Consider the following 12,392-nt stretch of genomic DNA (forward strand, 5'->3'; position numbering starts at 1 on the left):
CACCGAGCCATGACAACAAGAGACGAATGCCCGCGTGGCCTTACCCGGCCGCGCAGGGCGGGCCTGCTGCCCACGGGCCTGCTGGCCCTGCTGCTCACCGCCTGCGCCACCCCGCCGCCGGCCGCGCCACCCGCCGATGCGGTGCCGCTGCAATGGCAGGCCACCTTGCCGCACGGCGGTGATGCGGCCCAGCTCAGCGGCTGGTGGCAGCGCTTCGACGATGCCCTGCTGGGCCGGCTGGTGGATGCCGCGCAGCGCAACAACCCCACGCTGGCCCAGGCCGCCACCCGCATCACCCAGGCGCGTGCGGCGGCGCGCATCGCCGGTGCGGCCGCGTTGCCGGCGCTCAATGCCAATGCCGGGCTGCAGCGTTCCAGCACCGACCTGCCGCCCACGCCCGGCCAGCAGAGCTACGGCACCGCCACGCTGGATGCGGCCTGGGAGATCGACCTCTTCGGCTACACCCGCCAGAGCGTGGCCGCCGCGCAGGCCCGTGCGGCCGGCGCCGATGCGCTGTGGCACAACGCCCGCGTCAGCCTGGCCGCCGAGGTGGCCAACGTCTACGTCGGCCTGCGCGCCTGCGAGGCGGTGCTGGCGGTGTACGAGCAGGACGCCGGTTCCGCCGCGCAGACCAGCGGCCTCACCCAACGCCTGGCCGACGCCGGCTTCCAGGCCCCGGCCAATGCAGCGCTGGCCCGGGCCGGCGCCGCGGAGGCGGCCAACCGCGTGGTCGGACAGCGGGCCGAATGCGACCTGCTGGTCAAGCAACTGGCCGCATTGACGGTGGAGCCGGAGCCCGCCCTTCGCAGCCTGCTGGCCGAAGGCCGGGCGCGGCTGCCGCAGCCGCAGGCCTTCGAGGTGCCCGGCGTGCCGGCGCAGGTGCTGGCCCAGCGGCCCGACGTGGCGGCGGCCGAGCGCGAGATCGCCGCCGCCTCCGCGGACGTGGGCGCCGCGCAGGCCGACCGGCTGCCGCGGCTGTCCATCACCGGCTCCATCGGCCGCGCGGCCGTGCGGGCCGGGGGTGCCACCTTCAACGGCGACACCTGGAGCTTCGGCCCCGGCCTGCTGGCGCCGCTGATCGACGGCGGCCGCCGGCGTGCCGCGGTGGATGCCTCGCAGGCCCGCTACGAGGAGGCCGTGGCCGCCTGGCGCGAACGGGTGCTGGGTGCCGCGCGCGAGGTCGAGGAAGCGCTGGTGCGGCTGCAGGCCGCCGGCCAGCGGGAGGACGATGCCCGCCGCGCCGCCGAGGGCTATGCCGAGTTCCTGGCCGCGGCGCAGACGCAGTTCCAGGTGGGCACCGGCAGCCTGCTGGACCTGGAGCAGGCCCGCCGCAGCGCCCTGGTGGCCGATGCCACCCTGGTGCAGGTGCGGCGCGAACGGGTGGGCGCCTGGCTGGCGCTCTACAAGGCCGTGGGCGGCGGCTGGCAGCCTGCTGCCGCAGGCACCGAGGCCACCATGACGACAGGGGACAGCAAGTGAGCAAGTTGACTAGACAAGTGGCCGTGCTGGCCGTGTCCGTGGCCACGGCGGCCGTCCTGGTGGCCTGTGGCGGCCGCGACGAACCCGCCGCCGCTCCGGTGAGCGCCGCATCGGGCCCCACCGGCGTGCCGGTGCCCGATGCGGCCGCCTCGGCCGGCAAGCCCGCGCTCACCGTCAGCGTGGTGGTGCCGCAGCGCAGCGACTGGTCGCGCACCTTGAGCGCCAACGGCAGCATCGCGCCCTGGCAGGAAAGCATCGTCAGCGCCGAGCAGGGCGGCTACCGCCTGGCCGAGGTGCTGGTGAACGTGGGCGACCGCGTCAAGCGCGGCCAGGTGCTGGCCCGCATGGCGGTCGATACGGTGCAGGTGGAGCTGGCGGCCACCCGCGCCGCGCTGGCCGAGACCGAGGCCACGCTGGCCGAGGCGCAGGCCAATGCCGAACGCGCCCGCCAGCTGCAGACCACCGGCGCCATCAGCGCGCAGCAGATCAACCAGTACATCACCGCCGAGAAGACGGCCCGCGCGCGGCTGCAGGCCCAGCGGGCGCGCCTGCAGTCCGATGAGCTGCGGCTGCGCAAGACCACCATCACCGCGCCGGACGACGGCGTGATCTCCGCCCGCCTGGCCACCGTCGGCGCGGTGGCCGGCAACGGGCAGGAGCTGTTCCGCCTGATCCGCGGCGGCCGGCTGGAGTGGCGCGCCGAGGTCACCGCGGCCGAGCTGTCGCAGATCCGCACCGGCATGCAGGCCGAGCTTCAGCTGCCCGACGGCAGCACCACCGCCGGCAGGGTGCGCATGGTGGCGCCCACGGTGGATCCGCAGACCCGCAACGGGCTGGTGTACGTGGACCTCACCGCGGCGCAGGCCGGGGCCTCGGCCGCGGTGCGGGCCGGCATGTTTGCCCGCGGCGAGTTCGCGCTGGGCAGCACGCCCGCGCTCACGCTGCCGCAGGCGGCGGTGGCGCTGCGCGACGGCTTCCAGTACGCCTTCGCGCTGGAATCGGAGGCCGCGCCAGGGCTGTGGCGGGTCAAGCAGGCCAAGCTGCAGCTGGGCCGGCGCCTGGCCGACCGGGTGGAGGTGACCGGCGGCCTGGCGCCCGATGCGCGCGTGGTGGCGCAGGGCGTGGGCTTCCTGACCGATGGCGACCTGGTGCGGGTGGTGGACGGCACGCCGGCCGCTGCCGCCGCGCCGGCCCGCCCGGCCTTGCGCTGACCGCGCGAGCTGTCTAGACAACCGAGCCGGAGCCCCCATGGCCATCAACGTCTCGTCCTGGTCGATCCGCAACCCGACGCCCTCCATCCTGCTGTTCGTGATGCTCACGCTGGCGGGGCTGATGTCGTTCCGGGCGATGAAGATCCAGAACTTCCCCGACATCGACCTGCCGATGGTGGCGGTGAGCGCGTCGCTGCCCGGCGCATCGCCCGCGCAGCTGGAAACCGAGGTGGCGCGCAAGCTGGAGAACTCCATCGCCACGCTGCAGGACATCAAGCACATCTACACCTCGGTGACCGATGGCCTGGTGAGCACGACGGTGGAGTTCCGGCTCGAGAAGCCCACGCAGGAGGCGGTGGACGACGTGCGCGATGCGGTGGCACGGGTGCGCTCCGACCTGCCCGGCGAGCTGCGCGACCCGGTCATCAGCAAGGTGAACCTGGCCGGCCTGCCCATCCTGACCTACACCGTGGCCTCCAGCCGCATGGACGACGAGGCGCTGTCCTGGTTCGTGGACCACGATGTGGCCAAGGCCATGCTCAGCGTGCCCGGCGTGGGCGCGGTGGGCCGGGTGGGCGGCGTCACCCGCCAGGTGGCGGTGGAGCTGGACCCGGCGCGCATGCTGGCGCTGAACGCCACCGCGGCCGACGTCTCGCGCCAGCTGCGCCAGGTGCAGCAGGAGGCCTCCGGCGGCCGCACCGACCTGGGCGGCGCCGAGCAGTCGGTGCGCACCATCGCCACCGTGGCCACCGCCGAAGAGCTGGCCCGCATGGAGATCCCGCTGTCCGACGGCCGCCGCGTGCGGCTGGACCAGATCGCCAGCGTGCGCGACACCGTGGCCGAGATCCGCTCGGCCGCGCTGCTCAACGGCCAGCCGGTGGTGGGCTTCGAGATCACCCGCAGCCGCGGCGCGGGCGAGGTGTCGGTGGCCGATGGCGTGCGCGAGAAGCTGGAGCAGCTCAAGGCCGCGCACCCCGACATCACCATCACCGAGGCCTTCAACTTCGTCGACCCGGTGGTCGAGAACTACGACGGCTCGATGAAGCTGATGTACGAGGGCGCCATCCTCGCCGTCATCGTGGTGTGGCTGTTCCTGCGGGACTGGCGCGCCACCTTCGTCGCGGCCACCGCGCTGCCGCTGTCCATCCTGCCGGCCTTCGCGGGCATGTATCTGCTGGGCTTCAGCATCAACGTGGTGACGCTGCTGTCGCTGTCGCTGGTGGTGGGCATCCTGGTGGACGATGCCATCGTCGAGATCGAGAACATCATGCGCCACCTGCGCATGGGCAAGACGCCGTACCAGGCCGCGATGGAAGCCGCCGACGAGATCGGCCTGGCGGTCATCGCCACCACCTTCACGCTGATCGCGGTGTTCCTGCCCACCGCCTTCATGGGCGGCGTGCCGGGCAAGTTCTTCGTGCAGTTCGGCTGGACGGCGGCCATCGCGGTGTTCGCCTCCTTGGTGGTGGCGCGCATGCTCACGCCGATGATGTCGGCCTACATCCTGCGCCCTGGCGGCCACGAGGAGCAGGACGGCCGCGTGATGCGCAGCTACATGCGCTGGGTCACCTGGTGCCTGAAGCACCGCATCCTTACCGCGCTGGCCGCGGTGGCCTTCTTCTTCGGCTCGCTGAGCCTGATGGGCCTGCTGCCCACCGGCTTCATCCCGCCTGACGACCTCTCGCAGACGCAGGTGACGCTGGAGCTGCCGCCCGGCGCCACGCTGAAGCAGACGCTGTCGCTGGCCGAGCAGGCGCGCGAGATCGTGCAGCGCAACGAGCATGTGAAGCTGGTCTACACCGCCATCGGCGGCGGCAGCGCGGGCGGCGATCCCTTCGCGCCGCAGGGCCCGCCGCAGGTGCGCAAGGCCACGCTCACCATCAACATGACGCCGCGCGGCGACCGCCCCGGCCTGAGCAAGCAGGCCATCGAGGAGCAGCTGCGCCAGTCGCTGGCGGTGCTGCCCGGCGCCCGCATGAAGGTGGGCCTGGGGGCTTCGTCGGAGAAATACGTGCTGGTGCTGGCGGGCGAGGACGGCGACGCCCTGGCCAGCCATGCCACCAAGGTGCTGAGCGACCTGCGCACCATCCCCGGCATCGGCAACGTCACCTCCACCGCCAGCCTGGTGCAGCCGGAGCTGATCGTGCGGCCGGATGCGGCGCGCGCGGCCGACCTGGGCGTCACCTCGGCCGCCATCGCCGACACCCTGCGCATCGCCACCGCCGGCGACTACGAGCAGAACCTGCCGAAGCTGAATTTGTCGCAGCGGCAGGTGCCGGTGCTGGTCAAGCTCAAGGAAGAGGCGCGGCAGGACCCCGACCTCATCGCCCGCCTGGCCATCCCCCGGCGCGCGCGGGCCGGTGATGCTGGGCAACGTGGCCGACATCTCCATCGGCAGCGGGCCGGCCGTCATCGGCCGCTACGACCGGCTGCGCAACATCAACTTCGAGATCGAGCTGAACCAGCAGCCGCTGGGCAAGGTGGAGCAGCAGGCGCTGGCCATGCCCAGCCTGGCCAACCTGCCGCCGGGCGTCATCGTCACCGCGGTGGGCGATGCGGAGGCGATGGGCGAGCTGTTCCAGAGCTTCTCGCTGGCCATGCTCACCGGCGTGCTGTGCATCTACGTGGTGCTGGTGCTGCTGTTCAAGGACTTCGTGCAGCCGGTGACGATCCTGGCCGCGCTGGTGCTGTCGCTGCCCGGCGCGGCGCTGGCGCTGTTCGTCACCAACACCGCGCTGTCCATGCCGTCGATGATCGGCATGATCATGCTGATGGGCATCGCCACCAAGAACTCCATCCTGCTGGTGGAGTACGCCATCGTGGCCCGCCGCGACCGCGGCATGACGCGCTGGGAAGCGCTGCTGGACGCCTGCCACAAGCGCGCCCGGCCCATCGTGATGACCACCGTGGCCATGGGCGCCGGCATGCTGCCCATTGCCCTGGGCATCGGCGTGGACCCCAGCTTCCGCGCGCCGATGGCCATCGTGGTGATCGGCGGCCTCATCACCTCCACCTTCCTCAGCCTGCTGGTGATCCCGGTGGTGTTCACCTATGTCGACGACATGGTGAACTTCCTGCGCAAGCACACTTTCAGGACGCCGCATGCCGCGCCCGCGCCGCATGGGCCCGCCGTGCCCCCCGTGCACACCCCCACCGCCCCGGAGCGTGCCCCATGACCTCGACCGAGATGCTGCAAGACTTCGACCCCGAACCCGCCGCCGCCCGGCTGGCCGAGGCCTGGCGCCACCGTCGACGGCTGACCGAGCTGCCCGCCGACGAGCGGCCGGCCGGCATCAGCCAGGGCTATGCCATCCAGGCCGCGCTGCAGCGGCGCATGGCCGACGGCAGTGCCGGCTGGAAGATCGCCGGCGCCAGCGTCAGCGGCATCAAGGCGGCGCCGCACGGCGCCCCGGTGTTCGGCTACCTGCGCGACCCCTGCGTGCATCCGTCGGGCGCGGTGCTGGCCGCGCCGCCCAATGGCGCGGTGTTCACGCTGGAGGTGGAGATCGCGCTGCGCTTCGCCCGCGCCTGCCGCCCGGCGGCCGAGGTGTTCGAGCCTGCCACGATGATCGACGCCGCCTACCTGGCGGTGGAGGTGGTGTGCAGTCGCTTCATCGACCGCAAGGCGGTGGGCGTGCCCAGCTTCATCGGCGACAACGCCGGCTTCCACGCCTTCGTCAAGGGCGACGCGCTGCCGCAGGGCGCGGCCTCGGCGCTGCTGGCGGCGCCGGCGCAGCTGCTGCACTACGGCGAGGTGGTGGGCCCGGCCCTGGCCGGCGACGACCGCACCGATCCGCTGGCTGCGATGCAGCACTTCTGGGCCCATGCCGCCGCCCTCGACCTGGCCGTGCCGGCCGGCGCGCTGGTGACCACCGGCACGCTCATCCGGCCGCATGACACGATGAAGCCGGGGACTTACGAGGGCCGGCTGGGCGACGCGCGCGTCGTCTTCTCCATCGCGGAGGTGGTGGTGTGATGGCGGCCCCCAAGCTCGCTCCGCTCGCTGCCCCCCGTGGGGGCGTCCAGTGCCTTCGGGCGGCCGGGCGGCAACGGATGACAGCCCCCAAGCTCGCTTTGCTCGCTGCCCCCCGTGGGGGCGTTCAGTGCCTTCGGGCGGCCGGGCGGCAACGGATGACAGCCCCCAAGCTCGCTCCGCTCGCTGCCCCCGTGGGGGCGTTCAGTGCCTTCGGGCGGCCGGGCGGCACTGAGATGCCGGCCTACCGCCCCCTCGGCCGCAGCGGCCTGCAGGTCTCGCCGCTGTGGCTGGGCACGATGATGTTCGGCGACCAGACGGCCGAGCCCGAGGCCGCTTGCATGCTGGACCTGGCGCGCGACACCGGCCTGAATGCCATCGACACCGCCAATTCCTATGCGCGCGGCGAGTCCGAGCGCATGGTGGGCCGCCTGATCGCCGGCGACCGCGACCGCTGGGTGCTGGCCACCAAGGCCTTCAATCCGATGGGCCCGGGGCCGAACGACCGCGGCCTGTCGCGCCGCCATCTGCGCCAGGCGGTGCAGGACAGCCTGCGCCGACTGGGCACCGACTGGATCGACGTGCTGTACCTGCACCGCGACGACGAGGCCACGCCGGTGGAGGAAACCCTCTCCACGCTGGCGCGGCTGATCGACGACGGCCACATCCACTACTACGGCGTGTCCAACTTCCGCGGCTGGCGCATCGCCCGCCTGGTGGAGACGGCGCAGCGCATGGGCGTGCCGCCGCCCATCGTGTGCCAGCCGCCCTACAACGCCATGAGCCGCGGCGTGGAGGTCGAGGTGCTGCCCGCCTGCGCCCACTATGGCGTGGGCGTGGTGAGCTACAGCCCGCTGGCCCGCGGCGTGCTCACCGCCAAGTACCTGCCGGGCCAGGCGCCGGCGCCGGGCACACGCGCCGCCCGCGCCGACACGCGGCTGCTGCAGACCGAGTTCCGGCCTGAGTCGCTGGACGCGGCCCAGCGCCTGGCCGCCCATGCGGCGCAGCGCGGCCTGACGCCCGGGCAGTTCGCCGTGGCGTGGGTGCTGAACAACCGGCTGATCGACGGCGTGATCGCCGGCCCGCGCACCCTGACGCAGTGGCAGGACTACCTGGGCGCACTGGAGGTCAGCCTCACGCCGCAGGACGAGGCCTTTGTCGACGGCCTGGTGCCGCCCGGCCATGCCTCCACCCACCACTACACCGATCCGGCCTATCCGGTGACGGGGCGGGTGCTGCGCGGCTGAAGGCGGCGCGGCCGGCTGTTACAGCCTCCGTTTTCACCGGCCACTTGGTTTTCTGGCCGCGCTGCCGATACGGTGGAATCTGCCAAGAAAGGCTCATTCCATGTCGCAACTCGTTGTTCAGAACCGTTCCGCCACCGCCGGCGCTTCCGATGAGCAGGCCCGCCTGGCTGCCGTGTACGCACACGAGCTGCTGGACACGCCGCAGGACCCGGCCTTCGACGCGGTGGTGCGCAGCGCCGCCGCGCTGACCGGCGCCTGCGCCGCCTTCATCGGCCTGCTGGATGCCGACCGCCTGTGGTTCAAGTCGGCCATGGGCGTGGACCTGGCCCAGGCCGGAACCGATGCCGCCCATGCCGGCCAGCCGCTGCGGGTGATCCACGACCTGTCCACCGAGCCCGGCCCCACCGCCCGCGCGTTGCGCAGCCTGGCCGATGGCCTGCATGCCTATGCCGGCGTGGCGCTGCTGGACGAAGCCGGCCGCCAGCTGGGCACGCTGGGCGTGCTGTCGGCGAGCGCCGGCGCCTTCGGCCCGGCCGAGCTGCAGCGCCTGCAGGACGCCGCGCTGCTGGCCGGCACCGCGCTCACCGCGCACTACCGCGCGGTGTCGCTGGCACGCGCGGCCAAGTCCGATCCGGTCACCGGCACCGCCGACCGCCGCCGCTTCGACGAGGCGCTGGACGTGGAGCTGCAGTACTCCATGCGCACCGGCGAGCCGTTCAGCGTGCTGTCGCTGGCCATCAACGGCCACACCGACATCGTCACCGGCTTCGGCCGCGGCGTGGCCGACGACGTGCTGCGCGAGGTGTCGCGCCGGCTGGCGCAGCAGGTGCGCGTGGGCGACCTGCTGTCGCACCTGGGCCAGGCCGAATTCGGCATCGTGATGCGCCACGGCGCCGAGGCGGAGGCCCGCGCGCTGGCCGCGCGCATCGAATCGGCGATGGCCGAGCCGGTGCAGCTGGGCGATGGGCAATCGCTGGGCGTGAGCCTGTCGCTGGGCGTGGGTGCCTACGACGACGAGGTGGTGTCCGCCGCGCAGTTGTTCGGCCGCGCCCACCGTGCCCAGCGCCTGGCCGCCGAGCGGCTGGAACGCCGGGTGAACATGGTGGGCAAGCTGCTGGAAGCGCCCGCCCTGCGCCTGGTGGCCAGCCGCAGCGAGGCCGGCGCCGCCTGAAGAGGGGCCACGCCCCGGCCGCGACGACGCGGCCAGGGTGCCATCAACCCTGCCGGCGCCGCGCAGCCAGCCAGCACATGCCCAGGCCGCCGCCCAGCATCAGCGCCCAGGTCGACGGCTCCGGCACCGCCATGGTGATGGAAATGTCCAGCGACGAATCCCGCACGCCGTTGCCGGTGGCCCGCAGCGTGTAGGTGCCCGGCCCGATGGGGCCGGTGAGGGTGGAGTGGGCATAACCGGCCAGCACGCCGGCGAAGGTGTCGCTCAGCACCACGTTGTTGCCGGCATCCAGGATGTCGATGTTCACGCCCACCAGCCGTGGCCCGGCGCCGGTGGCGGTGCTGATCTGCCAGACGGCCGAGCCTTCCAGCATCGACACGCCGCTGGCCACGGTGAAGGTCACCTGCTGCAGCAGCGCGCCCACCTCGGTGGTGACCAGCGTGTCGACGAGCAGCGAGTCGTCCACGCCCAGCGGCGTCTGCACCGTGCCGGAGGCCTGCAGCAGGTTGAACATCACCGGCTGCGTGAATGCCTGCGCGGGTGCGCTGCACACAAGCATGCCGGCGGCCAGGCTCGAGCCCAGCGCGGTGACGAGCGACTTCATGGCGTGATCCTCCACTCCTTGGCGCGGCACGCGACACGCGGCCGCAAGCCTCAGATTCGTCGCTGCCGCCGGGCGCTTCAAGCCGGGTTCACAAGCGGTTACGCCAGCCCCCACGTTCGAAGGGGGATGGCATACCATGAGCTGCAACGCCCCTTCCTGACCTCCGACCCAGACCGAACCATGGCCGCTTCCAACGCTTCCCCCATTCCCGCCACCCTGATTCCCGGCGACGGCATCGGACCCGAGATCGTCGAGGCCACGCTGGCCGCGCTGGACGCCCTGGGCGCCCCGTTCGAATGGGACACGCAGGTGGCTGGCCTGGCCGGCGTGCAGGCCGCGGGCGATCCGCTGCCGCGTGCTGCGCTGGACAGCATCCGCCGCACCCGGCTGGCGCTCAAGGGACCGTTGGAAACGCCCTCGGGCGGCGGCTACCGCTCCTCCAACGTCCGCCTGCGCGAGGAATTCCAGCTGTATGCCAACCTGCGCCCGGCCCGCACCATCGTGCCCGGCGGCCGCTACGACAACGTCGACCTGGTGATCGTGCGCGAGAACCTGGAAGGCCTGTACATCGGCCACGAGCACTACGTGCAGATCGACGACGACCCGCATGCCGTGGCCATGGCCACCGGCATCAATACCCGCCAGGGCAGCCGCCGCGCGCTGGAGTTCGCCTTCGAATATGCGCTGGCCAACGGCCGCAAGAAGGTGACGGTGGTGCACAAGGCCAACATCATGAAGGCGCTGACCGGCATCTTCCTGGAGACCGGCAAGGAGCTGTACGAGGCCAGGTACAAGGGCAAGTTCGAGCTGGAGACGGTGATCGTCGACGCCTGCGCGATGAAGCTGGTGCTCAACCCCTGGCAGTTCGACGTCATCGTCACCACCAACCTGTTCGGCGACATCATCTCCGACCTGGTGGCCGGCCTGGTGGGCGGCCTGGGCATGGCGCCGGGCGCCAACATCGGCGCCAACGCGGCCATCTTCGAGGCGGTGCACGGCTCGGCGCCCGACATCGCCGGCCAGGGCAAGGCCAACCCGGTGGCGCTGATGCTCGCCGCGGCCATGATGCTGGACCACGTGAAGCGCCAGGACCTGGCCACGCGGCTGCGCACCGCCATCGACCAGGCCCTCAACATCGACCAGGTGCGCACCGGCGATCTGGGCGGCAAGGCAAGCACCTCGCAGTTCGCGCAGGCAGTGGTCGCTCGCATCCAGGCCGGCTGATCGCGGCCCGCTGCGCGGCGTCGCCCTGTCGGCAGTTGCGCGGCGGTATCAAGACGTTTCGCCCGCTCAAGTAGGGCCGAAGTTGTGACGATGCTCACGTCACCACCGAGGCCCAGCATGTCGCGCATCCAACGATCCAGCATCCGCAAGCAACTGCGACAGGCCTTGCGGCGCGCACTCAACGTGCTGCCCATGGCCTGGCGCTTCGCGCTGTACCGCCGCATGATCGACTGCGATCCGGCGCCGCCGGCCAACCTGCAGCTCAAGATCGCGGACACCCGCGAGGAGCTGGCCGCCTGCTTCGCGCTGCTGCACGACGCCTACGTGGGCAGCGGCTTCATGAAGCCGCATCCCTCGGGCATGCGCGTCACGCAGTACCACGCGCTGCCCACCACCACCACGCTGTGCGCCAAGATCGATGGCGTGGTCGTGGGCACCATGTCGATGATCCGCGAGGGCGTGTTCGGCTTTCCGTTGCAGGCGGCCTTCGACCTGAGCGAGGTGCGGGCCAAGGAAGGCCAGATCGCCGAGATCAGCGCGCTGGCGGTGCATCCCGACTACCGCAGGACCGGCGGTGCCATCCTGTTCCCGCTGATGAAGTTCATGTACGAGTACTGCACCGAGTACTTCGACACGCGGCACCTGGTCATCGCGGTGAACCCGGACAAGATCGAGCTCTACGAGTCGCTGCTGTTCTTCAAGCGGCTGCGCGACAACGTGGTCGACCGCTACGACTTCGCCAACGGCGCGCCGGCCGTCGGTGCGACGCTGGACCTGGCGCATGCGCCGGCGCTGTTCGAGCAGGTGTACGGCGGCCGCAGCACCCGCAAGAACCTGTTCAAGTACTTCGTGCAGACGCGCCTGCCCAACATCCAGAGCCCGCGCCGGCGCTACCACACCACCAACGATCCGGTGATGACGCCGGAGATCCTGGACCACTTCTTCAACCAGCAGACGCAGGGCTTCGCCGAGCTGGACGAGCGCCGCCGGCTGCTGCTGCGCTCCATCTACGGCCTGCCGGGTTACGACGCGGTGCTGCCGCCCACGCCGCCCTCGGTCGCCGGCCACCATCCGCTGCGCCGGCACCAGCGCTTCTCGCTGCGCTGCCCGGCGCAGCTGGTGCTGGGCGACGATGCGCCGCTGGCGCTGACGGTGATCGAGCTGTCGGCCGGCGGCTTCCAGGCGGAATCGAAGGTGCCGCTGCCGCTGGATGCCGACGGCATCGCGCAGGTGGAGCTGGGCACGCGCGACTGCTCCACGGTGCAGGTGCGCATCGTGCGCAACGGCGGGCCCAGCTCGCAGTACGGCGGCTTCTACGGCTTCAAGCTGGAAGCCACCGACGAGGTGTGGCGCCGCTGCGTGGCCGCGCTGGAACAGGGCCAGACCGCGGCCGACCTGATGCGGCCGATGCCCATCGCCGTGGCCACGCCGGTGGGCCCGACCGCCACGCGGCTGGCGGACGTGGCGCTGGGGTAGGCCCCCG

At 72.0% G+C, this 12,392-nt stretch carries 8 protein-coding genes and 1 pseudogene; 8 read left to right on the forward strand and 1 reads right to left on the reverse strand.

Annotated elements, in window-relative coordinates:
• Nucleotides 1-9: 9 nt before the first annotated feature.
• From LRS14_RS18000 to LRS14_RS18025, 6 genes and pseudogenes are all read left to right on the forward strand, one after another.
• The gene (locus LRS14_RS18000) at nt 10-1,479 is read left to right on the forward strand and encodes an efflux transporter outer membrane subunit (protein WP_083440782.1); all 1,470 of its coding nucleotides are present in this window, start codon (nt 10-12) and stop codon (nt 1,477-1,479) included.
• The gene (locus LRS14_RS18005) at nt 1,476-2,690 is read left to right on the forward strand and encodes an efflux RND transporter periplasmic adaptor subunit (RefSeq protein ID WP_257800529.1); all 1,215 of its coding nucleotides are present in this window, start codon (nt 1,476-1,478) and stop codon (nt 2,688-2,690) included. The genes LRS14_RS18000 and LRS14_RS18005 overlap by 4 nt, the downstream gene beginning before the upstream one ends.
• Nucleotides 2,691-2,727: 37 nt before the next feature.
• Nucleotides 2,728-5,866 (forward strand): annotated as a pseudogene (locus LRS14_RS18010) (efflux RND transporter permease subunit).
• Nucleotides 5,863-6,666 carry a hydratase gene (locus LRS14_RS18015; protein ID WP_257800530.1) on the forward strand — a complete coding sequence of 268 codons (804 nt, stop codon included), beginning with the start codon at nt 5,863-5,865 and terminating at the stop codon, nt 6,664-6,666. The pseudogene LRS14_RS18010 and the gene LRS14_RS18015 overlap by 4 nt, the downstream one beginning before the upstream one ends.
• Before the next feature lie 233 nt (nt 6,667-6,899).
• A complete protein-coding gene (locus tag LRS14_RS18020; protein ID WP_257800531.1) occupies nt 6,900-7,910 on the forward strand; it encodes an aldo/keto reductase in 1,011 nt (336 codons plus the stop codon).
• A 100-nt stretch (nt 7,911-8,010) separates the two neighbouring features.
• The gene (locus LRS14_RS18025; RefSeq protein WP_046114777.1) at nt 8,011-9,081 is read left to right on the forward strand and encodes a diguanylate cyclase domain-containing protein; all 1,071 of its coding nucleotides are present in this window, start codon (nt 8,011-8,013) and stop codon (nt 9,079-9,081) included.
• Nucleotides 9,082-9,124: 43 nt separating this feature from the next.
• Here the strand turns inward: LRS14_RS18025 and LRS14_RS18030 are convergent, their stop codons facing one another.
• Nucleotides 9,125-9,685, reverse strand: coding sequence for a PEP-CTERM sorting domain-containing protein (locus tag LRS14_RS18030; RefSeq protein ID WP_257800532.1), 561 nt, complete (start codon nt 9,683-9,685; stop codon nt 9,125-9,127).
• A 180-nt stretch (nt 9,686-9,865) separates the two neighbouring features.
• Here LRS14_RS18030 and LRS14_RS18035 point away from each other — a divergent pair, with 180 nt between their 5' ends.
• Entirely contained in the window at nt 9,866-10,909 is a 1,044-nt protein-coding gene (locus LRS14_RS18035; protein WP_257800533.1) for an isocitrate/isopropylmalate dehydrogenase family protein, read from the forward strand.
• A gap of 117 nt (nt 10,910-11,026) precedes the next feature.
• Nucleotides 11,027-12,385 carry a GNAT family N-acetyltransferase gene (locus LRS14_RS18040; RefSeq protein ID WP_257800534.1) on the forward strand — a complete coding sequence of 453 codons (1,359 nt, stop codon included), beginning with the start codon at nt 11,027-11,029 and terminating at the stop codon, nt 12,383-12,385.
• Nucleotides 12,386-12,392 lie beyond the last annotated feature (7 nt).

This window comes from Aquincola sp. J276 (assembly GCF_024700035.1).
Taxonomy (GTDB): domain Bacteria; phylum Pseudomonadota; class Gammaproteobacteria; order Burkholderiales; family Burkholderiaceae_C; genus Aquincola; species Aquincola tertiaricarbonis.

Bases quoted from the DNA above. Each gene is read 5' to 3' on its own strand.
- LRS14_RS18040 (WP_257800534.1), top strand. From the start codon at position 11,027: ATGTCGCGCATCCAACGATCCAGCATCCGCAAGCAACTGCGACAGGCC.
- LRS14_RS18015 (WP_257800530.1), top strand. From the start codon at position 5,863: ATGACCTCGACCGAGATGCTGCAAGACTTCGACCCCGAACCCGCCGCC.
- LRS14_RS18025 (WP_046114777.1), top strand. From the start codon at position 8,011: ATGTCGCAACTCGTTGTTCAGAACCGTTCCGCCACCGCCGGCGCTTCC.
- LRS14_RS18000 (WP_083440782.1), top strand. From the start codon at position 10: ATGACAACAAGAGACGAATGCCCGCGTGGCCTTACCCGGCCGCGCAGG.
- LRS14_RS18035 (WP_257800533.1), top strand. From the start codon at position 9,866: ATGGCCGCTTCCAACGCTTCCCCCATTCCCGCCACCCTGATTCCCGGC.
- LRS14_RS18030 (WP_257800532.1), bottom strand. From the start codon at position 9,685: ATGAAGTCGCTCGTCACCGCGCTGGGCTCGAGCCTGGCCGCCGGCATG.
- LRS14_RS18020 (WP_257800531.1), top strand. From the start codon at position 6,900: ATGCCGGCCTACCGCCCCCTCGGCCGCAGCGGCCTGCAGGTCTCGCCG.